The sequence below is a fragment of the Enterobacter sp. RHBSTW-00901 genome, assembly GCF_014103115.1.
Taxonomy (GTDB): Bacteria; Pseudomonadota; Gammaproteobacteria; order Enterobacterales; family Enterobacteriaceae; genus Enterobacter; species Enterobacter cloacae_P.
Genome location: NZ_JABXPB010000001.1, coordinates 1,684,902 through 1,709,358, shown reverse-complemented (window position 1 = coordinate 1,709,358; position 24,457 = coordinate 1,684,902). Strand labels below are relative to the sequence as shown.

General features: G+C 51.8%; 20 protein-coding genes, 1 tRNA gene, 3 rRNA genes and 1 other annotated feature. Of the genes, 14 read left to right on the top strand and 10 right to left on the bottom strand.

Going from position 1 to position 24,457, the window contains the following annotated elements; genetic code table 11:
• Positions 1-15: 15 nt before the first annotated feature.
• From rplS to HV318_RS08135, 3 genes are all read left to right on the top strand, one after another.
• Positions 16-363, top strand: a complete 348-nt coding sequence (gene rplS, locus HV318_RS08145; RefSeq protein ID WP_002914145.1) for a 50S ribosomal protein L19 — start codon at positions 16-18, stop codon at positions 361-363.
• Positions 364-495: 132 nt separating this feature from the next.
• Positions 496-900, top strand: coding sequence for a DUF2946 domain-containing protein (locus HV318_RS08140; RefSeq protein WP_182272350.1), 405 nt, complete (start codon positions 496-498; stop codon positions 898-900).
• A 40-nt stretch (positions 901-940) separates the two neighbouring features.
• Positions 941-2,311, top strand: coding sequence for a PepSY-associated TM helix domain-containing protein (locus tag HV318_RS08135; RefSeq protein ID WP_182272349.1), 1,371 nt, complete (start codon positions 941-943; stop codon positions 2,309-2,311).
• 2 nt (positions 2,312-2,313) lie between these two features.
• Here HV318_RS08135 and HV318_RS08130 read toward each other — a convergent pair whose 3' ends face one another.
• The 4 genes from HV318_RS08130 to HV318_RS08115 form a co-directional block, all read right to left on the bottom strand.
• The gene (locus HV318_RS08130; protein ID WP_182272348.1) at positions 2,314-2,796 is read right to left on the bottom strand and encodes an OmpA family protein; all 483 of its coding nucleotides are present in this window, start codon (positions 2,794-2,796) and stop codon (positions 2,314-2,316) included.
• A 13-nt stretch (positions 2,797-2,809) separates the two neighbouring features.
• On the bottom strand, positions 2,810-4,030 hold the full coding sequence (dgcN, locus tag HV318_RS08125; protein ID WP_182272347.1) for a diguanylate cyclase DgcN/YfiN: 1,221 nt from the start codon (positions 4,028-4,030) through the stop codon (positions 2,810-2,812).
• Positions 4,023-4,559, bottom strand: coding sequence for a regulatory sequestration protein YfiR (gene yfiR, locus HV318_RS08120; protein WP_182272346.1), 537 nt, complete (start codon positions 4,557-4,559; stop codon positions 4,023-4,025). Before yfiR ends, dgcN begins: the two co-directional genes overlap by 8 nt.
• Before the next feature lie 153 nt (positions 4,560-4,712).
• On the bottom strand, positions 4,713-5,087 hold the full coding sequence (locus HV318_RS08115) for a DUF2799 domain-containing protein (protein WP_182272345.1): 375 nt from the start codon (positions 5,085-5,087) through the stop codon (positions 4,713-4,715).
• A 214-nt stretch (positions 5,088-5,301) separates the two neighbouring features.
• On the opposite strand from HV318_RS08115, the gene aroF reads away from it, so the two are divergent.
• The 3 genes from aroF to HV318_RS08100 are packed head-to-tail and all read left to right on the top strand — an operon-like array spanning position 5,302 to position 8,437.
• Positions 5,302-6,372, top strand: coding sequence for a 3-deoxy-7-phosphoheptulonate synthase AroF (gene aroF, locus HV318_RS08110; protein WP_182272344.1), 1,071 nt, complete (start codon positions 5,302-5,304; stop codon positions 6,370-6,372).
• Positions 6,373-6,382: 10 nt separating this feature from the next.
• Positions 6,383-7,504, top strand: coding sequence for a bifunctional chorismate mutase/prephenate dehydrogenase (gene tyrA, locus HV318_RS08105; protein ID WP_182272343.1), 1,122 nt, complete (start codon positions 6,383-6,385; stop codon positions 7,502-7,504).
• A gap of 60 nt (positions 7,505-7,564) precedes the next feature.
• Complete coding sequence (locus HV318_RS08100; protein ID WP_182272342.1) at positions 7,565-8,437, top strand: SMP-30/gluconolactonase/LRE family protein; 873 nt, start codon at positions 7,565-7,567, stop codon at positions 8,435-8,437.
• On the opposite strand, the gene pheA is transcribed toward HV318_RS08100, so the two are convergent.
• The 4 genes from pheA to bamD all read right to left on the bottom strand — a co-directional run bounded on the left by pheA (position 8,434) and on the right by bamD (position 11,200).
• Positions 8,434-9,594 (bottom strand): bifunctional chorismate mutase/prephenate dehydratase, encoded by a 1,161-nt coding sequence (gene pheA / locus HV318_RS08095; protein WP_182272341.1) that lies wholly within the window; start codon positions 9,592-9,594, stop codon positions 8,434-8,436. The two genes, HV318_RS08100 and pheA, sit on opposite strands and share 4 nt — an antisense overlap.
• Positions 9,595-9,622: 28 nt before the next feature.
• Positions 9,623-9,748: a sequence feature (Phe leader region), on the bottom strand.
• Positions 9,700-9,747: a pheA operon leader peptide PheL gene (pheL, locus tag HV318_RS08090; RefSeq protein WP_001386991.1), complete on the bottom strand. Its 48-nt coding sequence runs from the start codon at positions 9,745-9,747 to the stop codon at positions 9,700-9,702. (Overlaps the previous feature by 48 nt.)
• Before the next feature lie 103 nt (positions 9,749-9,851).
• Complete coding sequence (raiA, locus tag HV318_RS08085; protein ID WP_181620429.1) at positions 9,852-10,193, bottom strand: ribosome-associated translation inhibitor RaiA; 342 nt, start codon at positions 10,191-10,193, stop codon at positions 9,852-9,854.
• A 269-nt stretch (positions 10,194-10,462) separates the two neighbouring features.
• The gene (gene bamD / locus HV318_RS08080) at positions 10,463-11,200 is read right to left on the bottom strand and encodes an outer membrane protein assembly factor BamD (protein ID WP_182272340.1); all 738 of its coding nucleotides are present in this window, start codon (positions 11,198-11,200) and stop codon (positions 10,463-10,465) included.
• Positions 11,201-11,331: 131 nt separating this feature from the next.
• On the opposite strand from bamD, the gene rluD reads away from it, so the two are divergent.
• The 8 genes from rluD (at position 11,332) to HV318_RS08040 (ending at position 22,709) form a co-directional block, all read left to right on the top strand.
• Entirely contained in the window at positions 11,332-12,312 is a 981-nt protein-coding gene (rluD, locus tag HV318_RS08075; protein ID WP_182272339.1) for a 23S rRNA pseudouridine(1911/1915/1917) synthase RluD, read from the top strand.
• Positions 12,309-13,040: a purine nucleoside phosphorylase YfiH gene (yfiH, locus tag HV318_RS08070; RefSeq protein WP_182272338.1), complete on the top strand. Its 732-nt coding sequence runs from the start codon at positions 12,309-12,311 to the stop codon at positions 13,038-13,040. Before rluD ends, yfiH begins: the two co-directional genes overlap by 4 nt.
• A gap of 129 nt (positions 13,041-13,169) precedes the next feature.
• On the top strand, positions 13,170-15,743 hold the full coding sequence (gene clpB, locus HV318_RS08065) for an ATP-dependent chaperone ClpB (protein WP_182272337.1): 2,574 nt from the start codon (positions 13,170-13,172) through the stop codon (positions 15,741-15,743).
• 454 nt (positions 15,744-16,197) lie between these two features.
• Positions 16,198-17,737, top strand: a 16S ribosomal RNA gene (locus HV318_RS08060).
• 85 nt (positions 17,738-17,822) lie between these two features.
• Positions 17,823-17,898, top strand: a tRNA-Glu gene (locus tag HV318_RS08055).
• A 193-nt stretch (positions 17,899-18,091) separates the two neighbouring features.
• A 23S ribosomal RNA gene (locus tag HV318_RS08050) occupies positions 18,092-20,997 on the top strand.
• 69 nt (positions 20,998-21,066) lie between these two features.
• Positions 21,067-21,182, top strand: a 5S ribosomal RNA gene (gene rrf / locus HV318_RS08045).
• The 16S, 23S and 5S rRNA genes sit together here with 1 tRNA gene alongside, the layout of an rRNA operon.
• A 231-nt stretch (positions 21,183-21,413) precedes the next feature.
• On the top strand, positions 21,414-22,709 hold the full coding sequence (locus HV318_RS08040) for an MFS transporter (RefSeq protein WP_182272336.1): 1,296 nt from the start codon (positions 21,414-21,416) through the stop codon (positions 22,707-22,709).
• On the opposite strand, the gene HV318_RS08035 is transcribed toward HV318_RS08040, so the two are convergent.
• The gene (locus HV318_RS08035; protein WP_182272335.1) at positions 22,706-23,029 is read right to left on the bottom strand and encodes a YfiM family lipoprotein; all 324 of its coding nucleotides are present in this window, start codon (positions 23,027-23,029) and stop codon (positions 22,706-22,708) included. The two genes, HV318_RS08040 and HV318_RS08035, sit on opposite strands and share 4 nt — an antisense overlap.
• Positions 23,030-23,074: 45 nt before the next feature.
• Positions 23,075-24,430, bottom strand: a complete 1,356-nt coding sequence (gene pssA / locus HV318_RS08030) for a CDP-diacylglycerol--serine O-phosphatidyltransferase (protein WP_182274559.1) — start codon at positions 24,428-24,430, stop codon at positions 23,075-23,077.
• Positions 24,431-24,457 lie beyond the last annotated feature (27 nt).

Here is a 24,457-nt window from a genome sequence, read left to right as displayed (position 1 = left end):
ATAAGAGATTAAATTATGAGCAACATTATTAAGCAACTTGAACAAGAGCAGATGAAGCAGGACGTACCTTCCTTCCGTCCAGGTGACACCGTGGAAGTGAAAGTATGGGTTGTTGAAGGTTCCAAAAAACGTCTGCAGGCATTCGAGGGCGTGGTTATCGCTATTCGTAACCGCGGTCTGCACTCTGCATTCACTGTTCGTAAAATTTCCAACGGCGAAGGCGTTGAGCGTGTCTTCCAGACTCACTCTCCGGTAGTTGACAGCATTGCTGTTAAACGTCGTGGTGCTGTACGTAAAGCTAAACTGTACTACCTGCGTGAGCGTACTGGTAAGTCTGCTCGTATTAAAGAGCGTCTGAACTAAGATTCGCTTAAGCGACATCCTGTTAAAAAGGGCTGGCCGAAAGGCTGGCCCTTTTTTTATCCCATTACATCTCTCACATTAACTATTTTGTCATAAATCATTTACAATGCTGGCCTCTTCAGCGGAGGAACAGTGGATAACGTACTGCATCAGCACAACCGGAAGCGCACAGCGGCATTGACCGCGTTGTTTGCGATCCTGCTGATCGTGGTCGCACCGCTTATCTCTGTCTCGCTGCAAAAAGATCCCATGAGTGCCATGCCGGGTATGCATCATGACATGAGTATGATGTCGATGGATGAACAGCACACAGGGATGCAACACACGATGCCTGTCGACCATGCGGAAGCGTGCGGCTACTGCGTGCTGTTAGCACATGTGCCGGGCGTGATGCTGGCGCTGATCGTGCTGCTGAGTATGGTGCTACAAAGGCTTCGCGTTAAGCCGCCTCGCCAGACGGTCAGCCACTGGCACTTTTTCCCCTGGCTCTATCCTGATACCCGCGCGCCGCCGTGCCGGTCTGCTTTTTCCCTTTAAAAAACAAAATCGTTCACTTTTTGCCTTAAAAAGGAAAAGTATGACTACCTGCACTCCGCGCGCAGCATGGGGAAACCTGCTGCGTCGACTCCATTTCTATGTTGGGTTGTTTGTCGGCCCGTTTATCTTTTTTGCCGCGCTGACCGGCACGTTGTATGTGGCAACGCCACAGCTGGAAAATGCGCTTTACCGGCATGCGCTACACACGGTTACCGTGGGTGAACCGCAGCCGCTGGCAAAACAAATTGCTGTGGCAGAAAACGCTGTCGGCGCAGAGCTGCGTTTACATGCCGTGCGTCCGGGTCTGATTGACGGTGAAACGACCCGCGTGATGTTCGCTGACCCGGCGCTTGGGCCATCGGAAAACCGGGCCATCTTTGTTGACCCCGTGAGCCTTGAGGTACGTGGTGATATGACGGTATATGGCACTAGCGGGATTTTGCCGCTGCGTCAGACCATTGATTATCTGCATACCTCGCTGATGCTGGGTGATGTCGGGCGGCTCTACAGCGAGCTGGCCGCCTCCTGGATGTGGGTGGCCGCGCTCGGTGGCATTGCCCTGTGGTTTTACACCCGACCAAAACGGCGTATTAACAATCGCTTCCAGAATCGGCGTCGTGTGCATGTGATCTTAGGCTGGACGCTGCTGAGTGGGATGTTGCTGTTCTCCGTAACCGGGCTGACGTGGTCTCAGTGGGCAGGGGGCAATGTTGATAAACTCCGGGCAGAGATGAACTGGCTGACTCCGCAGGTGAGCACCCGGCTTTCTGGCGCACCCACAAGCATGGACGAACATGCCGAACACCACGGTCATCATAGTGGAATGATGATGGCGGGGATGGGGATAGATCTGGCGCAGTTCGATAGCGTGTTGCATGCCGCCCGTAATGCGGGGATTGATGCGAACAAACTTGAGATCCGTCCGCCAAAAATGGCTGATCAGGCCTGGACGGTGACGGAAATCGATCGCCGATGGCCGACACAGGTTGATGCTGTCGCCGTTGATCCTCACTCCATGCAGGTTCTGGACAGAACGCGTTTTGACGATTTCCCGCTAATGGCAAAACTCACCCGCTGGGGCGTAGATTTTCATATGGGGATCTTGTTTGGGCTGATCAATCAACTACTGCTTATCGCGTTTGGCATTGCCTTGTGCGTGCTGATAATTTGGGGATACCGGATGTGGTGGATGCGTCGTCCTGCACGGTCGGCAGCGGATCCGGTGCAAACGCTTTGTCAGAGCTGGCTGGCGTTATCAGCCTGGGGAAGGGGGGCCACGATAGTCGTTAGCGTTCTGTTGGGACTGGCGTTGCCGGTGATGGGCATTAGCCTGGCGCTGTTTATTTTGCTCGACTGGCTGCGCTGGCGAGCGGCATCAAGCGTGTCGCTCGCCGGGTCATCCGCCAGGTAATCCTATGGCGCGCTGATGACTACCGCAACCCGGCGGTTTTCAGCGCGCCCCTGTGCGGTATTGTTGCTGGCAACAGGATATTTTTTACCTAATCCCTGCGTGGTGAGATTACTGCGCGGGATGTGAGCTCCCTTTGCCCAGGCGTCTGCCACGACGTTTGCGCGTTTTAACGACAGCGCTTCGTTGTAGCCCTCTTCTCCATAGTTATCCGTATGCCCGTCCATTCTTGCGTGGTTCAGGCCTGTTGCGGCCAGGCGTGATGCCATAGTCTGGATTTGTGATTCACTCTCCGGACGCAGTCTGGCGTCGTTTTTATCAAACAGAATTTTGTCCGACAGTCCCAAAGACCAGTCGCCATTCAGTTCGTTAAAGCCGTAAGACTTCATTGCCGTAATTTGCTCTGGGGTGAATTTACCTTGCGGGGTCTGACAGCCAGACAGTGCCAGTGAGGCCAGTAACAACAGCGAGAAGTAACGCTTTAACATATCGTATTCCTTTCTAATATATTGTTTTTGTACGCTGGTTTTTGACCATGTACATGTTGCGGTCGGCTTGTTCCAGTAACGCCTCGACAGAGACATTTTCCCACGCCAGAGCAAAGCCAATGCTGAGTGACATCAATGCTGTGCGCCCGTTATGCAGATCAAACGGACGGGTAAACTGCTGCGACAGTGCAGCACAAATGCGTTGAACCTCAGGTTCAGAATGGACACCATACAGCACCATTGCAAACTCATCACCACCAAGACGGTATGAGAGATGGCGCTTATCACCGAACTCGACCATCCTGCTGGCGATTTCAATCAGTACGCAGTCTCCCGCAGCATGTCCCCAGGTGTCGTTGATATACTTAAAGTTATCACCATCGAGGAAGAGCAGGGCAGAGTTTGCTTTGGCAGAGGCGTCGTTCATCAATGCTGCAATGCTATTACGAAACGCGGCACGATTCGCCAGCCCGGTGAGAGGGTCATGCATGGCCGTGCGCATCAACTGGGCATTTGTCGCCTGCAGCTTAAGCTGCCATTCTTCCATTTCATCCAGCAGGCTGTTGAAGTCTTCACCAAACTGGTGAAATTCTTCGATACGTCCTGCTTTTACCCGTCGGGAGAAGTTGCGGTTGGTACGTACATCATGGACAACATCGGTGATGTTTTGCATCGCCGTAACCATACCGTGATGCAGAGAACGTGTGATCGTGAGCGCGACAGTGGAAGCAAAAAGAATACAACCAGTAAGAACGGCAAAGGACATCCAGATAAAATGGCTGATCAGGCTGTCACGCGCGGTAAGATGAATTTCGCCGATTGCATTGCCATTATGCATTATCGGCTGTGAGACGGGTTCAGGGAATAACCAGCGGCTGATCAACGCGCCCAGCGTATCCGTATTGTCTTCAGGATCCCATGACCAGTAAGCAAAACGTTTTTTGTGGTTGTCGAGCACTTCCGCTGCGGCAAATTGCCCCTGTTTGCCGAGGGTCGCAAGAGTTTCATTGGCTGCCAGTGAATCATTGAAAACCAGCGAGGCTTCAAGATTGTGGCTCATTGTTGCACCGGTTAATTCGAGGTTTTTTTGTGCATATTGCTTTAATGTCACCACAGAGGCAAAACACAGCAACAGCCATATAAATGTCATTGTTATTATGACACTTATCATACTGATACGCCGTAACGTTCTTTTAAACGTCGGACGTGGCTTTGGAGTGAAATCCTTATTCATGCTTTGTATTCCGTGCAAGCATTAATACATCCGGATTGACCCTTACGCCACTGCGAGACAGTGCATCCAGATTGACAGAGAACTTGACCCGGTTGTCATTGATAATCAGACAAAATGCACTGCCAATTACGCATTCCGGGTTTTGCTCTGAGATTAATAGCAATGCTCTGCCCTGGTATTGTCTTATTAATTCAAGCTGGCTGGCAGGTGATTCAGTTCCGAAATAAATCGCATCGCACGTAGCGGACAGCGCTTCCTGATCGTTACGAACAATCACAGGAGTATACGGTAGCGGGTTTTGTCCCTTTTCACTACTGAGTGCCTGCACGTAGCGAGAAGAGGCATAAACACAGAGTTTGGGCTGACCAGAAAGTGCTGGCCACCGGGTATAGCTCACAATACCAGAAACAATTGAACGCACTGATTTATCGGTTTCTGCGAGCGCACCTGCAGCCGCTGAACCAGCCGTAAGAAACAGTATGAACACCAGAGTGAGTCGGAAAAAAGAGACCAAGAATGAATTTCTCACCAGAATCCGCCATATCGCTCCGGAAATAGATGTCCTTAAGAGTTGCTGGCAGAATACCATTGTTTATCAAAGCCGTCATTATGTCAGAAATGCGACTATGTCGACCTAAGTTAAATCCTACAATTGTATTTATTCAGAGTGTTAAAAATAAATTCAATTAAGCCTGCTTGCGCTCATGCTTTCATCCATTCCTTTTTGCCAGGACTCATGCAGTTTTGCTGCATTTGCGGTGGCATCACAGCTGGCAGGAAACGATTTGCCCGCTAATCCCCAGGCGTGGAGGAAGCCTTCTTCACAGACTCTTTTCTGTCCATCGGCATAACCGCGGAGATATTCGCTACGATCAACATGCGGATCGTTAAAATTATCGGCCAGCAACTGGTTATCTTTAACCGGGAGGCCATTCATGGCGTCTTCTTTACCCGCGTCAAACCAGCTGGGGCTTGTCCAGTTGGGCTGGAACGTATAAGGATTGATTTGGCAGCCCGATAAAAGCAATACCATCAGCGCAGGAAGCATCGAACGCATAGCGACTCTCCTTTTTTCTTCAGCATAGCCTGGCAAAAGAATTTGTGAGTGTAATTTTAACTTTACGTTTTTATCGGCTGATTTTTGCAATGAAATAGACTGTGTAAAGTAATGTATACGTATTTTGGATTGAAATCTTTACTTGTTGTGGTATCGTTGTTCCACCTCTTAGAGGAAAACAACTATCGCAAACGAGCCAGACAGGATCGCCATCATGCAAAAAGACGCGCTGAACAACGTACACATTACCGACGAACAGATTTTAATTACTCCGGATCAACTGAAAGCGGAGTTCCCGCTGAGTATTGCGCAGGAGGCTCAAATTGAGCACTCTCGCCAGACCATCTCTGACATTATCGCTGGCCGCGATCCGCGTCTGTTGGTGGTGTGTGGTCCATGCTCTATCCACGATCCTGAAACGGCTATTGAATACGCTCGTCGATTTAAAGCATTAGCGGAGGAGGTCAGCGATAGCCTCTACCTGGTGATGCGCGTCTATTTTGAAAAGCCACGTACCACCGTTGGCTGGAAAGGGTTGATTAACGATCCGCACATGGATGGCTCGTTTGATGTGGAAGCAGGCCTGAAGATTGCGCGTCGCCTGCTGGTGGAACTGGTGAGCATGGGGCTACCGCTGGCAACAGAAGCGCTGGATCCAAACAGCCCGCAGTACCTGGGCGATCTGTTTAGCTGGTCTGCGATTGGTGCGCGTACGACTGAATCACAAACCCACCGTGAGATGGCGTCTGGCCTGTCGATGCCGGTGGGCTTTAAAAACGGAACCGATGGTAGCCTGGCGACGGCGATTAACGCGATGCGTGCCGCTGCGATGCCACACCGTTTTGTCGGTATTAACCAGGCTGGTCAGGTTTGCCTGCTGCAAACCCAGGGTAACCCGGACGGTCATGTGATCCTGCGTGGTGGTAAAGCACCGAACTACAGCCCGGCGGATGTGGCGCAGTGTGAAAAAGAGATGGCACAGGCAGGACTGCGTCCGGCGCTGATGGTAGATTGCAGTCATGGTAATTCAAATAAAGATTACCGTCGTCAGCCTGCGGTGGCGGAATCCGTGATTGCACAGATTAAAGATGGTAACCGTTCTATTATCGGTCTGATGATTGAGAGCAATATTCATGAAGGCAATCAGTCATCTGAACAACCGCGTAGCGCGATGAAGCATGGTGTATCCGTCACGGATGCCTGCATCAGCTGGGAAACCACCGATGCGCTGCTGCGTGAGATCCATAAAGATTTACACGGCCAGCTGGCGACGCGTCTGGCTTAAGAGGTTAGTTATGGTTGCTGAATTGACCGCATTACGCGATCAAATTGATGAAGTGGATAAGGCGCTGCTGGATCTTCTGGCGCGCCGCATGGCACTGGTTGCCGAGGTAGGTGAGGTTAAAAGCAAATACGGCCTGCCCATTTATGTACCGGAACGTGAAGCGTCCATGCTGGCATCCCGCCGGAAAGAGGCCCAGGCGCTGGGCGTTTCTCCCGATTTGATTGAAGATGTTTTGCGTCGCGTGATGCGGGAATCTTACTCCAGCGAGAACGATAAGGGCTTTAAAACCCTCTGTCCGTCGCTGCGTCCGGTGGTCATTGTGGGCGGGGCAGGTCAGATGGGGCGTCTGTTCGAAAAAATGCTGACGCTTTCTGGCTATCAGGTGCGCATTCTGGAAAAAGAGGATTGGGCACATGCGCCAGAACTCATGAAAGATGCGGGCATGGTTATTGTCAGCGTGCCGATCCATGTGACGGAGCAGATCATCGGGAAGCTTCCTCCGCTACCGGAAGATTGTATCCTGGTGGACTTAGCCTCCGTCAAAAATGGCCCGCTACAGGCGATGCTGGCTGCGCACACTGGCCCGGTGCTCGGTCTGCACCCCATGTTTGGCCCGGACAGCGGCAGCCTGGCAAAGCAGGTGGTTGTTTACTGCGATGGCCGTCAGCCGGAAGCCTATCAGTGGTTCCTGGAACAGATTCAGGTGTGGGGCGCGCGTTTGCACCGCATCAGCGCGGTTGAGCACGATCAGAACATGGCGTTCATTCAGGCGCTGCGCCACTTTGCGACCTTTGCATATGGGCTGCATCTGGCAGAAGAGAATGTACAGCTTGAGCAGTTGCTGGCGCTCTCTTCACCAATCTATCGGCTTGAGCTGGCAATGGTTGGTCGTCTGTTTGCACAGGATCCACAGTTGTATGCCGACATTATTATGTCGTCAGAAAACAACCTTGCGCTCATCAAACGTTACTATCAGCGATTTGGCGAGGCCATTACGCTGCTTGAGCACGGCGATAAACAGGCGTTTATCGACAGCTTCCGTAAAGTTGAACACTGGTTTGGTGATTACGCAAAACGTTTCCAGAGTGAGAGCCGCACGCTGTTACGTCAGGCAAATGACAGTCGCCAGTAATGTGATGATGTATATACTAAAAGCCAGCATTGCTGGCTTTTTTCATTTTGGGGAACTGTCATGGCTGAACCACAACAGCTGTTGAATTACACCGGGCATCTGCCGGAGTGCCCGACATGGAGCGCAGAAGAGAGTGCGCTCTACTGGGCAGATATTCTGGAAGGGGAGATCCACCGTTACCATCTGCCTACGGCAGAACATACTGTGCTTTCCTTCCATGAAGAGGTGGGGTGTTTTGCCCTGCGTGAACGCGGTGGTTTTATCGTTGCGATGCGTAACGCCATCTGGCTCACCGATAATCACGGCCTGCTCCGGCGCAAGGTGTGCGATAACCCGTCTAACCCGCAGCTCGCGCGTTTTAACGATGGGGGAACCGACCATATGGGCCGTTTCTATGCGGGTACCTTCTGGGGGCCAGGGGACTACAACGGTGCAATGCTGATGCGTATCGACAACGACCTGACGCCGAAAGTGATCCAGTGTGATATCCACGGACATAACGGGTTAGCGTTTAGCCCCGATAAACAGTGGATGTTCACCTCCGATACGCCGAACGGTGTCATTTACCGTACACCACTCGATGAAAATGGGGAGCCTGGTCAACGTAAGGTATTTCATCGGTTCAAAGAGGGCGAAGGGATACCCGACGGCGCGGCAATGGATGTGGAAGGCTGCTACTGGAGTGCGCTGTTTGACGGCTGGCGCATAGCGCGGTTTTCTCCGCAGGGGGAACAGCTGGAAGAATATCGGCTGCCGGTGCGTTGCCCGACGATGGTCTGCTTTGGGGGTGATGACATGAAAACGTTGTTTATTACGACTACGCGGGAAAATATGGATGAGAATGAGGTGGCGCAATACCCGCTCTCTGGCGCTATCTTCACCCTGCCCGTCAGCGTAGCAGGGATGAAGAAAAGTCGTTTTATCGAACGTTAAGCCGGGTCAACCGGGACGACATTTTCGCTCGGATAACAGCCCAGTACTTTCATTGAACGGGTGATCTCGCCCAGTTCGCGCAGGGCTTTCTGCATGGATGCAGATTCCAGATTGGCCTGGATATCGAGGTAGAACATCTCTTCCCACGGATTGCCGTAAATCGGGCGGGATTCCAGCCGGGTCATGATCAGATTGTGATTGCGCAGTACCAGAAGAGCCTCAACCAGCGCACCCGCCTGTTGGCCGGTAGCCATCAAGAGAGTGGTTTTTGCCGGAACCTGGTCAGAGACATTGATTGCTTTGCGTGCCAGCACGATGAAACGGGTGATGTTTTGCGTCTGGTTTGCCAGATTACGCTCCAGTACCTGTAAGCCGTACAGCGCACCACCTGCTTCGCTGCCCAGTGCCGCTACCGTTGGAGAGTTTGTCTGCGCCACTTTTTCCATCGCCGCTGATGTACTTTCGGTGTACTCAATTTTCCAGTCTGGATAACGGTTCAGGAACTGGCTGCACTGCTGGAAAGGCTGCGGATGGCTATAGACCGTTTTGATGTTGCTCAGGTCGGTTGAGCCGGAGACCAGCACACAGTGATCGATAGGGATAGTTAACTCACCAACCAGTGACAGGCTGGTATGTTGCAGCAGATCGTATACATCGTTGATGGCACCGGAGCTGGTGTTTTCAATGGGTACGACGGCGTAATCGGCCTGGCCAGTTTCAACCTGATTGAAGATATCGGCAAATTTTGCACAGCCGCTCTCAATAAACTCTTCAAAATGGCGGGCTGCATACTGGCGTGCAGCCAGGTGAGAGTAAGAACCTTTTGGGCCGAGGAATGCAATGCGTGCAGAGTGCGGGTTGGTCTTGTTCAGATGTTGCTGCAGCAACGCTTGCTGGGTCAAAACGGAATCTTCGATAATGAGCTGGAACAGACGGGTAATGTAATGGGCATCCAGATGATGCACTTTGCCAAGCTGAACCAGACGTTCCAGCAAATCTCGCTCACGGTCGATATCACGCACTGGGCGATGAGAGTCCAGTTTGGCTTTGCCCACTTCGATGGCAAGAGCGCGGCGTTCTGCCAGCAGCGCCAGTAATTTCTCATCCAGTGCGCTGATTTTTACTCGCAGATCCAGTAACGGGTTTTCCGGTGTCATAGTGTTGCCTGTCTGTTTATCGTTATTAATAAAAAAGGCCCCCCGGTTTGGGAGGCCTTGTTGTTCGTCTTCGCATTCTTTATCACACGACGAAACGCCTCCCGTTCAGGGGAAGGTAAAAAAGAATGCGAAGAAAAACGGCGTATGTTTCATGAGTTCATCCTGTGGTTGATACCGTTAAAGTACCTGTACTGTTTTCACCCTGTCAATAAAAAACGCGCCCGAAGGCGCGTTGGCGGTATACTCAATTTAAAGGATTACTCTTCTTCAACTTCTTCCGCGAGGCTGGCGTCTTTCACCGATGTTGCGGCGCGACGGGCTTCGCCTTTGTGTTGCACTTTATTGAGCTGCCGTTCCAGCTTGTTGATCAAATCGTTAATAGCTGTGTACATATCTTCATGTTTTGCGCTGGCGACCAGATGGCCGTTTGGAGTATTGATAGTTGCGTCAGCGATGAAACCCTGTGGCTCCTTGGACAGAATGATATGCGGGTTAATCAAATGAGTTTGCCATTTATCCAGTTTAGCGAGACGGTCTGCGACGTGCTGGCGAATTGCCGGAGTAATTTCCATTTGTTTACTGGTAATGTTCATTGTCATAAATTTTACCTCTTGTCTTTCCGTCTTGGTGATTCCAGCATACCTGTCCTAATGTCAAAATGTGTGATTTATATCACGTTATTTTGTCGGTTTTTGTCAGGGAATCTTTTTTGTGAGGCAAGGCAGGAAGAGGTGATATTTACCTTGTCGAAGGCAAAAATTGCAGTCATAGTTGATAGGGTGTGTTGAAGCTAAACCGCTTCAGCTTATGGCGAAATCGAATAAAAAAACGGCAGCCCTGGGGCTGCCGTTTTGCGTTGAAGTCAATATCAGGTGTTGCTGCTGTTCGCGGCGATGATCTTCGCCACTTTGTCAGCCTGCGCGGTCATCTGCATCTGACGGTAAGCATTTTCCATCAGCTTCAGGCCATCGCGTGTTGCTTGTGTATCCGGGTAATCGCGCAGCATACCTTCGACACGGTTAACGACAGCAACCCATGCGCCACGGCGAGTGTAGTATTCAGCAACGGAGTATTCGTATTTCGCCAGGCGATCTTTCAGGAATACCAGACGTTTGGACGCGTCGGTCACGTACTGGCTGTTCGGATAGCCGCGCACCAGTTTGGAGAAGTCGTTGAATGCATCACGCGCGTGCTGCGGGTCACGGTCGGAACGATCCACACCGAAGAAGCCCTGCAGAGCACTGTCATCCAGCGCCATGTTAGTCAGACCGCGCATGTACATCACGTAATCGATGTTAGGATGAGTCGGGTTCAGACGCACGAAGCGATCGATAGTGGCCTGAGCCAACGGCAGATCGGCATTTTTATAGTAGGCGTAGATGAGATCTAACTGTACCTGCTGCGAATATGGACCAAATGGATAGCGATTATCCAGCGCTTCCAGTTGCGTTATCGCCTGTTTCCAGTTACCGTCCTGCAGTTTTTGTTGTGCAGTCGCATAGATTTCATTCGGCGGATTGTCAGGGACCTGTTCATTTGAACCGGAGCAGCCCACCAAAGCCAGGCTCAACGTGGCCGCTGCCACCAGATATTTCATGCGCGTCATGACGTTTTGACTTTCCTCAAATGTTTGTCCGGGAGAATCTCTGTTCCTGCTCCCGATTAAGACCAGCTACAATAGCACACTATATTAAACGGCAAAGCCGTAAAACCCAACGTTAAACAAAGAAGCAGTTTATGGCACAACGAGTAGAACTCACCGCAACAGTCTCCGAAAATCAGCTCGGTCAACGCTTAGATCAGGCTTTGGCCGAATTGTTCCCTGATTATTCGCGTTCACGCATAAAAGAATGGATCCTTGACCAGCGCGTGCTGATTAACGGCAAGATCTGGGACAAACCAAAAGAGAAAGTGTTAGGTGGGGAAGTTGTCGCCATCAATGCTGAAATCGAAGAGGACGTCCGCTTCGAGCCACAGGATATCCCGCTGGATATCGTTTATGAAGATGATGACATCCTGGTCATCAACAAGCCGCGCGATCTGGTTGTTCACCCGGGCGCAGGTAACCCTGATGGTACGGTGCTTAACGCACTCCTCCATTATTATCCGCCGATTGCTGACGTGCCGCGCGCCGGTATCGTCCACCGTCTGGATAAAGACACGACCGGTTTGATGGTGGTGGCGAAGACGATTCCTGCTCAGACTCGCCTTGTTGAATCACTGCAGCTGCGTGAAATCACGCGTGAATATGAAGCGGTAGCGATTGGTCATATGACTTCAGGCGGGACGGTAGAAGAGCCGATCAGCCGTCACCCAACCAAACGTACTCATATGTCCGTACACCCAATGGGTAAACCGGCGGTAACGCACTATCGCATCATGGAGCACTTCCGCATCCATACGCGCCTGCGTCTGCGTCTGGAAACCGGGCGTACTCACCAGATCCGTGTCCATATGGCACACATCACCCATCCGCTGGTGGGGGATCAGGTGTATGGTGGCCGTCCACGCCCGCCAAAAGGCGCATCGGATGAGTTCATCAGCGTATTGCGCAAATTCGATCGTCAGGCGCTGCACGCAACCATGCTGCGTCTTTACCATCCTGTCACCGGTATTCAGATGGAATGGCACGCGCCAATCCCACAAGATATGGTGGAGTTGATTGACGCGATGCGCGCTGACTTTGAAGAGCATAAGGATCAAGTGGACTGGTTATGACCAAACTGATTGTCCCGGAGTGGCCACTACCTGAAGGCGTGGCTGCCTGCAGTTCGACCCGTATCGGCGGGGTGAGTCAGGGCGCGTGGGAGTCTTTGAACCTCGGCGCGCATTGTGGTGACAACCTTGAACATGTTGAAGAGAACCGCAAGCGCATGTTTGCTGCGGGGAACTTACCGTCGAAACCGGTCTGGCTTGAACAGGTGCACGGTAAAGATGTGCTCATGCTTACAGGTGAACCTTACGCGTCTAAACGTGCCGATGCCTCTTACAGCAATACTCCGGGAACGGTTTGTGCCGTGATGACTGCCGATTGTCTGCCGGTACTGTTCTGCAACCAGGCAGGGACAGAGGTCGCTGCCGCACATGCGGGCTGGCGTGGACTGTGCGACGGTGTGCTGGAAGAGACTGTCGGCTGTTTCAACGATGACCCGGCCAATATCATTGCCTGGCTTGGCCCGGCTATTGGCCCTAAGGCGTTTGAGGTAGGGCCAGAGGTACGTGAAGCCTTTATGGCGAAAGATCCGCAGGCGGTGAATGCTTTCATGGCAACAGGTGAAAAGTATCTGGCCGACATTTACCAACTTGCTCGCCAGCGTCTGAATAATGTCGGGGTGACGCAAATCTTCGGCGGCGATCGCTGTACTCTCACCGAAACGGGTGATTTTTTCTCTTATCGTCGTGACAAGACGACGGGTCGTATGGCAAGTTTTATTTGGCTGATATAACCTAAAGAATCAAGACGATCCGGCACGTGCCGTTTTCTTTTCACATAATTCAGGTCATTAACCTTGAATAATTGAGGGATGACCTCATTTAATCTCCAGTAGCAAATTTGACCAGTTATGGGAGGAGTTATGCGTCTGGATCGTCTTACTAATAAATTCCAGCTTGCTCTCGCCGATGCCCAGTCCCTCGCACTTGGGCACGACAATCAGTTTATCGAACCTCTTCATTTAATGAGCGCCTTGCTGAATCAGGAAGGGGGATCGGTTCGTCCGTTATTAACCACTGCTGGCATTAATGCTGGCCAGTTGCGCACAGCCATCGATCAAGCGCTGAGCCGTTTACCGCAGGTGGAAGGCACCGGTGGCGACGTACAGCCGTCTCAGGATCTGGTGCGCGTGCTGAACCTTTGCGACAAGCTGGCGCAAAAAGGTGGAGACAACTTTATTTCGTCAGAGCTGTTTGTTCTGGCGGCGCTCGAATCACGCGGTACCTTGACCGACCTGCTGAAAACTGCCGGCGCAACCACTGCCAATGTGACTCAGGCGATTGAGAAAATGCGCGGAGGTGAAAGCGTGAACGATCAGGGAGCCGAAGACCAACGTCAGGCTTTGAAAAAATTTACGGTCGATCTGACTGAACGTGCTGAGCAGGGCAAACTTGACCCGGTGATCGGCCGTGATGAAGAAATTCGCCGTACTATCCAGGTACTGCAGCGCCGTACCAAAAACAACCCTGTGCTGATTGGTGAGCCTGGCGTCGGTAAAACGGCCATTGTTGAAGGGCTGGCGCAGCGTATTGTGAACGGTGAAGTGCCGGAAGGGCTGAAAGGTCGTCGCGTACTGGCGCTGGATATGGGCGCGCTGGTGGCCGGGGCGAAATACCGCGGTGAGTTTGAAGAGCGTCTGAAAGGTGTACTTAACGATCTGGCGAAACAGGAAGGCAACGTCATTCTGTTTATCGACGAACTGCATACGATGGTTGGTGCGGGTAAAGCGGACGGCGCAATGGATGCCGGGAATATGCTGAAACCTGCTCTGGCGCGTGGTGAGCTTCACTGCGTGGGGGCGACGACGCTGGATGAGTACCGTCAGTACATTGAAAAAGATGCCGCGCTGGAACGTCGTTTCCAGAAAGTGTTTGTCGCAGAGCCAAGTGTTGAAGATACCATCGCAATTCTGCGTGGTCTGAAAGAACGTTATGAGCTGCACCATCATGTGCAGATCACCGACCCGGCGATTGTCGCGGCAGCCACGCTTTCGCACCGCTATATTGCCGATCGTCAGTTGCCGGATAAAGCCATCGACCTGATTGATGAAGCTGCATCAAGCATTCGTATGCAGATTGACTCTAAACCGGAAGAACTGGACAGGCTCGACCGTCGCATCATTCAGCTCAAGCTGGAACAGCAGGCGCTGAAGAAAGAGTCTGATGAAGCCAGTAAGAAACGCCTGGATATGCTCAATGAAGAGCTGGACGATAAAGAGCGTCAGTATTCTGAGTTAGAAGAAGAGTGGAAAGCGGAGAAAGCGTCACTCTCTGGCACTCAGACGATCAAAGCGGAGCTGGAGCAGGCAAAAATAGCTATTGAGCAGGCGCGTCGCGTCGGCGATCTGGCGCGGATGTCTGAGCTTCAGTACGGCAAAATTCCTGAGCTGGAAAAACAGCTTGAGCTCGCGACACAGTCCGAAGGCAAAACAATGCGTCTGTTACGTAATAAAGTGACGGATGCGGAGATTGCCGAGGTGCTGGCGCGCTGGACAGGTATTCCGGTCGCTCGCATGCTGGAGGGCGAACGTGAAAAACTGCTGCGTATGGAGCAGGATCTGCATAATCGCGTCATTGGTCAGAACGAGGCGGTCGAAGCGGTTTCCAACGCCATTCGTCGTAGTCGTGCGGGCCTGTCCGATCCGAATCGCCCAATTGGTTCGTTCCTGTTCCTGGGGCCGACCGGTGTCGGTAAAACCGAGCTGTGCAAAGCGTTGGCTAACTTTATGTTCGACAGCGACGACGCGATGGTGCGTATCGATATGTCCGAGTTTATGGAGAAACACTCCGTCTCGCGTTTGGTCGGTGCACCTCCGGGATATGTCGGTTATGAAGAAGGTGGCTATCTGACAGAGGCGGTTCGCCGTCGTCCTTACTCCGTCATCCTGCTGGATGAAGTGGAAAAAGCACATCCGGATGTATTTAACATCCTGCTGCAGGTGCTGGATGATGGCCGTCTGACGGACGGGCAGGGGAGAACGGTCGATTTCCGTAATACGGTGGTGATTATGACCTCGAACCTGGGTTCTGATTTGATTCAGGAACGTTTCGGTGAACTGGACTACAGCCATATGAAAGATCTGGTTCTTGGTGTGGTCAGCCATAGTTTCCGTCCTGAGTTCATCAACCGTATTGATGAAGTTGTGGTGTTCCATCCTCTGGGTGAGAAACATATTGCGTCGATTGCACAGATCCAGCTGCAGCGTCTGTACAAACGTCTGGAAGAGCGTGGATATGAAATCCATATCTCTGACGATGCGCTGAAGCTGCTGAGTGAAAATGGCTACGATCCGGTTTATGGGGCGCGTCCATTGAAACGCGCTATTCAGCAGCAGATTGAAAACCCGCTGGCTCAGCAAATCCTCTCCGGGGAGCTGATTCCGGGCAAAGTCATCCGTCTGGAAGCCAACGACGATCGCATTGTGGCAGTGCAGTAAGTCACAAAACACTAAAAACGGGCCGCTTGCGGCTCGTTTTTGTTTAAAAACCAGGCCAAAATTGAGGTCTGGGAAGTGATTTGCCTGGAAAGTGAGCGGTCGGTAAATAATTTTCACTTTATCCTTGCAGCTTCAGAATAACTCCCTATAATGCGCCTCCACTGACACGGAACAACGGCTTACAGGCCGCCGGGTTAGCGGGGTTCAGAGATGAACACCAGCAGAGAAAAGCGAAATAAAATGCTTGACTCTGTGGCGGGAAAGCGTAATATGCACACCCCGCGCCGCAGCGAAAACGAATCGGCACTGCTCTTTAACAATTTATCAGACAATCTGTGTGGGCACTCAAAGTGACATGGATTCTTAACGTCCTCGGACGATAAATGAATACCAAGTCTCAACGAGTGAACACGTAATTCATTACGAAGTTTAATTCATTGAGCATCAAACTTTTAAATTGAAGAGTTTGATCATGGCTCAGATTGAACGCTGGCGGCAGGCCTAACACATGCAAGTCGGGCGGTAACACAGGGAGCTTGCTCCCGGGTGACGAGCGGCGGACGGGTGAGTAATGTCTGGGAAACTGCCTGATGGAGGGGGATAACTACTGGAAACGGTAGCTAATACCGCATAACGTCGCAAGACCAAAGAGGGGGACCTTCGGGCCTCTTGCCATCAGATGTGCCCAGATGGGATTAGCTAGTAGGTGGGGTAACGGCTCACCTAGGCGACGATCCCTAGCTGGTCTGAGAGGATGACCAGCCACACTGGAACTGAGACACGGTCCAGACTCCTACGGGAGGCAGCAGTGGGGAATATTGCACAATGGGCGCAAGCCTGATGCAGCCATGCCGCGTGTATGAAGAAGGCCTTCGGGTTGTAAAGTACTTTCAGCGGGGAGGAAGGTGTTGTGGTTAATAACCACAGCAATTGACGTTACCCGCAGAAGAAGCACCGGCTAACTCCGTGCCAGCAGCCGCGGTAATACGGAGGGTGCAAGCGTTAATCGGAATTACTGGGCGTAAAGCGCACGCAGGCGGTCTGTCAAGTCGGATGTGAAATCCCCGGGCTCAACCTGGGAACTGCATTCGAAACTGGCAGGCTAGAGTCTTGTAGAGGGGGGTAGAATTCCAGGTGTAGCGGTGAAATGCGTAGAGATCTGGAGGAATACCGGTGGCGAAGGCGGCCCCCTGGACAAAGACTGACGCTCAGGTGCGAAAGCGTGGGGAGCAAACAGGATTAGATACCCTGGTAGTCCACGCCGTAAACGATGTCGACTTGGAGGTTGTGCCCTTGAGGCGTGGCTTCCGGAGCTAACGCGTTAAGTCGACCGCCTGGGGAGTACGGCCGCAAGGTTAAAACTCAAATGAATTGACGGGGGCCCGCACAAGCGGTGGAGCATGTGGTTTAATTCGATGCAACGCGAAGAACCTTACCTACTCTTGACATCCAGAGAACTTAGCAGAGATGCTTTGGTGCCTTCGGGAACTCTGAGACAGGTGCTGCATGGCTGTCGTCAGCTCGTGTTGTGAAATGTTGGGTTAAGTCCCGCAACGAGCGCAACCCTTATCCTTTGTTGCCAGCGGTCCGGCCGGGAACTCAAAGGAGACTGCCAGTGATAAACTGGAGGAAGGTGGGGATGACGTCAAGTCATCATGGCCCTTACGAGTAGGGCTACACACGTGCTACAATGGCGCATACAAAGAGAAGCGACCTCGCGAGAGCAAGCGGACCTCATAAAGTGCGTCGTAGTCCGGATTGGAGTCTGCAACTCGACTCCATGAAGTCGGAATCGCTAGTAATCGTAGATCAGAATGCTACGGTGAATACGTTCCCGGGCCTTGTACACACCGCCCGTCACACCATGGGAGTGGGTTGCAAAAGAAGTAGGTAGCTTAACCTTCGGGAGGGCGCTTACCACTTTGTGATTCATGACTGGGGTGAAGTCGTAACAAGGTAACCGTAGGGGAACCTGCGGTTGGATCACCTCCTTACCTTAAAGAACCTGCCTTTGCAGTGCTCACACAGATTGTCTGATGAAAAGTAAATAGCAAGGCGTCTTGCGATTGAGACTTCAGTGTCCCCTTCGTCTAGAGGCCCAGGACACCGCCCTTTCACGGCGGTAACAGGGGTTCGAATCCCCTAGGGGACGCCACTTGCTGGTTTGTGAGTGAAAGTCGCCGACCACCGTATCTCAAAACAGACTCACGAGTCTTGTTTGAGATATTTGCTCTTTAAAAATCTGGATCAAGCTGAAAATTGAAACGACACATCTTAAATGGTGTGTTCGAGTCTCTCAAATTTTCGCAAGTCGGTGATGAATCGAAAGAAACATCTTCGGGTTGTGAGGTTAAGCGACTAAGCGTACACGGTGGATGCCCTGGCAGTCAGAGGCGATGAAGGACGTGCTAATCTGCGAAAAGCGCCGGCGAGGTGATATGAACCTTTGACCCGGCGATGTCCGAATGGGGAAACCCAGTGTGATTCGTCACACTATCGTTAACTGAATACATAGGTTAACGAGGCGAACCGGGGGAACTGAAACATCTAAGTACCCCGAGGAAAAGAAATCAACCGAGATTCCCCCAGTAGCGGCGAGCGAACGGGGAGCAGCCCAGAGTCTGAATCAGCTTGTGTGTTAGTGGAACGGTCTGGAAAGTCCGGCGATACAGGGTGACAGCCCCGTACACGAAAATGCACAGGTTGTGAACTCGAAGAGTAGGGCGGGACACGTGGTATCCTGTCTGAATATGGGGGGACCATCCTCCAAGGCTAAATACTCCTGACTGACCGATAGTGAACCAGTACCGTGAGGGAAAGGCGAAAAGAACCCCGGCGAGGGGAGTGAAAAAGAACCTGAAACCGTGTACGTACAAGCAGTGGGAGCACCTTCGTGGTGTGACTGCGTACCTTTTGTATAATGGGTCAGCGACTTATATTCTGTAGCAAGGTTAACCGTATAGGGGAGCCGAAGGGAAACCGAGTCTTAACTGGGCGTTAAGTTGCAGGGTATAGACCCGAAACCCGGTGATCTAGCCATGGGCAGGTTGAAGGTTGGGTAACACTAACTGGAGGACCGAACCGACTAATGTTGAAAAATTAGCGGATGACTTGTGGCTGGGGGTGAAAGGCCAATCAAACCGGGAGATAGCTGGTTCTCCCCGAAAGCTATTTAGGTAGCGCCTCGTGAACTCATCTTCGGGGGTAGAGCACTGTTTCGGCTAGGGGGCCATCCCGGCTTACCAACCCGATGCAAACTACGAATACCGAAGAATGTTATCACGGGAGACACACGGCGGGTGCTAACGTCCGTCGTGAAGAGGGAAACAACCCAGACCGCCAGCTAAGGTCCCAAAGTCATGGTTAAGTGGGAAACGATGTGGGAAGGCACAGACAGCCAGGATGTTGGCTTAGAAGCAGCCATCATTTAAAGAAAGCGTAATAGCTCACTGGTCGAGTCGGCCTGCGCGGAAGATGTAACGGGGCTAAACCATGCACCGAAGCTGCGGCAGCGACGCTTATGCGTTGTTGGGTAGGGGAGCGTTCTGTAAGCCGTTGAAGGTGTGCTGTGAGGCATGCTGGAGGTATCAGAAGTGCGAATGCTGACATAAGTAACGATAAAGCGGGTGAAAAGCCCGCTCGCCGGAAGACCAAGGGTTCCTGTCCAACGTTAATCGGGGCAGGGTGAGTCGACCCCTAAGGCGAGGCCGAAAGGCGTAGTCGATGGGAAACAGGTTAATATTCCTGTACTTGGTGTTACTGCGAAGGGGGGACGGAGAAGGCTATGTTAGCCGGGCGACGGTTGTCCCGGTTTAAGCATGTAGGCGGAACGATTAGGTAAATCCGGTCGTTTTTTAACGCTGAGGTGTGATGACGAGGCACTACGGTGCTGAAGTAACAAATGCCCTGCTTCCAGGAAAAGCCTCTAAGCATCAGGTAACATCAAATCGTACCCCAAACCGACACAGGTGGTCAGGTAGAGAATACCAAGGCGCTTGAGAGAACTCGGGTGAAGGAACTAGGCAAAATGGTGCCGTAACTTCGGGAGAAGGCACGCTGATATGTAGGTGAAGCCCCTGCGGGTGGAGCTGAAATCAGTCGAAGATACCAGCTGGCTGCAACTGTTTATTAAAAACACAGCACTGTGCAAACACGAAAGTGGACGTATACGGTGTGACGCCTGCCCGGTGCCGGAAGGTTAATTGATGGGGTTAGCGGCAACGCGAAGCTCTTGATCGAAGCCCCGGTAAACGGCGGCCGTAACTATAACGGTCCTAAGGTAGCGAAATTCCTTGTCGGGTAAGTTCCGACCTGCACGAATGGCGTAATGATGGCCAGGCTGTCTCCACCCGAGACTCAGTGAAATTGAACTCGCTGTGAAGATGCAGTGTACCCGCGGCAAGACGGAAAGACCCCGTGAACCTTTACTATAGCTTGACACTGAACACTGGTCCTTGATGTGTAGGATAGGTGGGAGGCTTTGAAGCGTGGACGCCAGTCTGCGTGGAGCCGACCTTGAAATACCACCCTTTAATGGCTGGTGTTCTAACGTAGACCCGTAATCCGGGTTGCGGACAGTGTCTGGTGGGTAGTTTGACTGGGGCGGTCTCCTCCCAAAGAGTAACGGAGGAGCACGAAGGTTAGCTAATCCTGGTCGGACATCAGGAGGTTAGTGCAATGGCATAAGCTAGCTTGACTGCGAGAGTGACGGCTCGAGCAGGTGCGAAAGCAGGTCATAGTGATCCGGTGGTTCTGAATGGAAGGGCCATCGCTCAACGGATAAAAGGTACTCCGGGGATAACAGGCTGATACCGCCCAAGAGTTCATATCGACGGCGGTGTTTGGCACCTCGATGTCGGCTCATCACATCCTGGGGCTGAAGTAGGTCCCAAGGGTATGGCTGTTCGCCATTTAAAGTGGTACGCGAGCTGGGTTTAGAACGTCGTGAGACAGTTCGGTCCCTATCTGCCGTGGGCGCTGGAGAATTGAGGGGGGCTGCTCCTAGTACGAGAGGACCGGAGTGGACGCATCACTGGTGTTCGGGTTGTCATGCCAATGGCATTGCCCGGTAGCTAAATGCGGAAGAGATAAGTGCTGAAAGCATCTAAGCACGAAACTTGCCCCGAGATGAGTTCTCCCTGAGACTTTAAGTCTCCTGAAGGAACGTTGAAGACGACGACGTTGATAGGTCGGGTGTGTAAGCGTAGCGATACGTTGAGCTAACCGATACTAATGAACCGTGAGGCTTAACCTTACAACGCCGAAGCTGTTTCGGCGAAGAGACAGAATATTTTCAGCTTTGATACAGATTTAACAGAATTTGCCTGGCGGCTTTAGCGCGGTGGTCCCACCTGACCCCATGCCGAACTCAGAAGTGAAACGCCGTAGCGCCGATGGTAGTGTGGGGTCTCCCCATGTGAGAGTAGGGAACTGCCAGGCATCAATTAAGAAGAACCCCGTACCGGAAGGTGCGGGGTTTTTTGCTCTGGATTTTCGCGATCCCCCTCCCTGAAGCTTTCTCACCTTTCTCCTAATCCATTATCCTGCTAATAAAATATGTGATCATCGTCTCGTTGTTGTTTATAACAAAATAATAACATTTCATTTACGAAACAATCGAGTCAATACGGGTCTCAGTACGCCACTGTTTATGGCAGGAGTATAATCACAATGTCAGAAAGCATTACATCGCGCGGGACGCTGGTTAACAGTGATACCCGACGAAGGGTATGGGCTATTATTAGCGCTTCATCCGGGAACCTGGTTGAATGGTTCGACTTCTACGTCTACTCATTTTGTTCACTCTACTTCGCCCACATTTTCTTCCCGTCCGGGAACACAACGACTCAGCTACTTCAGACCGCTGGAGTTTTTGCCGCAGGGTTCTTAATGCGCCCAATTGGCGGCTGGTTATTCGGTCGTATTGCCGATCGTCGTGGACGTAAAACATCGATGCTGATCTCGGTCTGTATGATGTGTCTGGGATCGCTGGTGATAGCCTGTTTGCCCGGTTATGATGCCATTGGTACGTGGGCTCCAGCATTGCTGTTACTGGCTCGTTTATTCCAGGGACTGTCCGTTGGGGGAGAATATGGGACCAGTGCTACTTACATGAGTGAAATTGCAATCGAAGGTCGTAAAGGTTTTTACGCCTCTTTCCAGTACGTCACGCTCATCGGTGGACAACTTCTGGCCATCCTTGTTGTGGTGATCCTCCAGCAAATCCTGACCGACAGCCAGCTTCATGAATGGGGATGGCGAATTCCTTTCGCAATGGGGGCGGTGCTGGCGGTTGTTGCGCTTTGGCTGCGTCGCCAGTTAGATGAAACCTCGCAAAAAGAGGTCAGGACGCTGAAGGAGGCTGGATCGCTCAAAGGGCTATGGCGTAACCGCAAAGCGTTCCTGCTGGTTCTCGGTTTCACTGCTGGAGGCTCGCTCAGTTTTTACACTTTCACCACCTATATGCAAAAGTATCTGGTGAACACCACGGGAATGCACGCTAACGTCGCAAGCGTAGTGATGACTGCTGCGCTGTTTGTCTTTATGCTCATACAGCCAATTATCGGCGCACTTTCCGATAAAATAGGCCGTCGCACGTCGATGCTAATTTTTGGTGGACTGTCCACCTTATGTACCGTACCTATTTTGTCTGCTCTTCAGCATGTCTCCTCACCGTATGCAGCATTTGCCCTGGTCATGCTGGCAATGATGATTGTCAGTTTCTACACCTCAATCAGCGGGATACTGAAAGCGGAGATGTTCCCGGCACAGGTTCGTGCTCTGGGTGTAGGGCTTTCTTATGCAGTGGCGAACGCACTGTTTGGCGGGTCGGCTGAGTATGTTGCTCTGTCGCTTAAATCATGGGGAAGCGAAACGACATTCTTCTGGTACGTTACGGCGATGGGGGCGTTGGCTTTCATTGTATCCCTGATGCTTCATCGCAAGGGTAAAGGTATCCGCCTTTAGTAATGTGCCATCTGCCACACGGTATAGCCGGTGGTTGCGCCGGCGACATCCCAGGCAAAATCTTTCCAGCTCCAGCCGCTCCCTGCAGGGCGGCTATCCCAAATTTCTTTAGACGCCCCCAGGCTGATTGAGAACATCAGGCCGATGGCTGCGCTACGATCCCGGCTATAACCCTGGTGTTGCGCGTACTCATTACCTGCAGCGGACAACATAGCAGAAGCGATAAAGTGTTGCGCTTTATCCTGACCAGACCAGCTATCGTTAGCCATATGGCTGCATCCGGTCAGATAAAAGGTGGCTAGCAGGAGAGTGGTTCGCATTAACAGGCTCCATAAAAAAGCCCTGTCGATGACAGGGCCTGAGCATTACAGAATACGGCTGATAAGGCGGTCGATACGGATCCGCCGTAAACGACGAATCAGTTTACGGACTTTCACCGGATAATCGGCGATGCTCTGTAGATCGCGGTAATGACGAACCGTAGTCGTATGAGTGCGAATAAGTTCCAGCTCACGTTCACGCTTAGCGGCTAATTCATGTTTTGGATCGTGGATAAGAATTGCATTTTCCAGATCCAGACGCCAGGCGCGAGGGTTCAGGTTATTCCCGGTCAATAACATCCATTCATCATCGACCCACATTCCTTTGAGATGATAGGTGTTGTCATCATCTTTCCACAAACGAACAACCAGCTGGTCGGTGTTCACATAATACTGTAAACGACTCAGGAAACGACGAAGGTTAATCTCATAGAGATAGGGCAGTGCACCGATGATTTTGAACGGTTGATCTTCCGGGATAAAGAAGTCATTTGCCGTTTTATCACCGACGATGATCTCTACCTTCTTACCATCACGCAGCAGCTGAATGATGTTGCGTACCAGAACGGCTGGAAGGTTAAAGTATGGCGTGCAGATGGTGAGTTTTTGCTCAGCGCACGGCATTAAATGGAAGATCGTTTTGTTCAGCAGGCTCGATTTACCTAACCCCACCAGTGGCGTAACGGATAACTCTTCGTTATTTGCATCACCCTGGAAGTAATAAACCGCGTCACGAAGCTCCTGTCGGAACGAGCGAACATCGTTTTTGATTTCCGGGCTCTTGGGACGATGGGGATCATCAAGACGATTTACGCCGCGACCATGAACCAGGTTTTTATCAACCCAGTTAAACATGATATCGGCCATTTGCGGATTGCGGATCAGATGATAACGGTCATAACGGTATTTATCGAGCTGATGGAGGTAAACATCATTCAGGCTCGCGCCGCTATAGAGGACGCTATCATCGATGATAAATCCTTTGAAATGCAGTACGCCGAGCGCCTCACGGGTATTCACGGGGACGCCATAGACCGGAACATCGACGCCAGGGTTCTCCTGAGCCGTACGGCAATACCAGTCAGCATTTGTATTTGAAGCGACAGCGCCAATACGGCCACGCTGCGCACGGTGCCAATCAACCAGCACGCGTACATCCAGTTCCGGACGCTGACGTTTGGCCTCATAGAGCGCATTCAGGATCCCGCGCCCGCCTTCATCTTGTTCAAGATACAGCGCGACAACGCAGATACGTCGCGTCGCACTGGCTATCTTTTCCAGAAGCATCTCCCGAAAATGAGCGGGAGCGTAAAAGAACTCTACATCATCAACTGACTGAGAAATCTTCGGTAGTTGAGCAAGGTGTTGTTGATGTTTATTACGCTTAAATTTTGACAACATCACAGTGCGTTTCTTCTCTGTTCATTG

Excerpts from the sequence above, each read along its gene's own strand:
- raiA (WP_181620429.1), bottom strand. The coding sequence starts at position 10,193 with ATGACAATGAACATTACCAGTAAACAAATGGAAATTACTCCGGCAATT.
- bamD (WP_182272340.1), bottom strand. The coding sequence starts at position 11,200 with ATGACGCGCATGAAATATCTGGTGGCAGCGGCCACGTTGAGCCTGGCT.
- tyrA (WP_182272343.1), top strand. The coding sequence starts at position 6,383 with ATGGTTGCTGAATTGACCGCATTACGCGATCAAATTGATGAAGTGGAT.
- aroF (WP_182272344.1), top strand. The coding sequence starts at position 5,302 with ATGCAAAAAGACGCGCTGAACAACGTACACATTACCGACGAACAGATT.
- pheA (WP_182272341.1), bottom strand. The coding sequence starts at position 9,594 with ATGACACCGGAAAACCCGTTACTGGATCTGCGAGTAAAAATCAGCGCA.
- rplS (WP_002914145.1), top strand. The coding sequence starts at position 16 with ATGAGCAACATTATTAAGCAACTTGAACAAGAGCAGATGAAGCAGGAC.
- HV318_RS08100 (WP_182272342.1), top strand. The coding sequence starts at position 7,565 with ATGGCTGAACCACAACAGCTGTTGAATTACACCGGGCATCTGCCGGAG.
- HV318_RS08130 (WP_182272348.1), bottom strand. The coding sequence starts at position 2,796 with ATGTTAAAGCGTTACTTCTCGCTGTTGTTACTGGCCTCACTGGCACTG.
- clpB (WP_182272337.1), top strand. The coding sequence starts at position 13,170 with ATGCGTCTGGATCGTCTTACTAATAAATTCCAGCTTGCTCTCGCCGAT.
- HV318_RS08115 (WP_182272345.1), bottom strand. The coding sequence starts at position 5,087 with ATGCGTTCGATGCTTCCTGCGCTGATGGTATTGCTTTTATCGGGCTGC.
- HV318_RS08035 (WP_182272335.1), bottom strand. The coding sequence starts at position 23,029 with ATGCGAACCACTCTCCTGCTAGCCACCTTTTATCTGACCGGATGCAGC.
- HV318_RS08135 (WP_182272349.1), top strand. The coding sequence starts at position 941 with ATGACTACCTGCACTCCGCGCGCAGCATGGGGAAACCTGCTGCGTCGA.
- pssA (WP_182274559.1), bottom strand. The coding sequence starts at position 24,430 with ATGTTGTCAAAATTTAAGCGTAATAAACATCAACAACACCTTGCTCAA.
- dgcN (WP_182272347.1), bottom strand. The coding sequence starts at position 4,030 with ATGAATAAGGATTTCACTCCAAAGCCACGTCCGACGTTTAAAAGAACG.
- HV318_RS08040 (WP_182272336.1), top strand. The coding sequence starts at position 21,414 with ATGTCAGAAAGCATTACATCGCGCGGGACGCTGGTTAACAGTGATACC.
- yfiH (WP_182272338.1), top strand. The coding sequence starts at position 12,309 with ATGACCAAACTGATTGTCCCGGAGTGGCCACTACCTGAAGGCGTGGCT.
- rluD (WP_182272339.1), top strand. The coding sequence starts at position 11,332 with ATGGCACAACGAGTAGAACTCACCGCAACAGTCTCCGAAAATCAGCTC.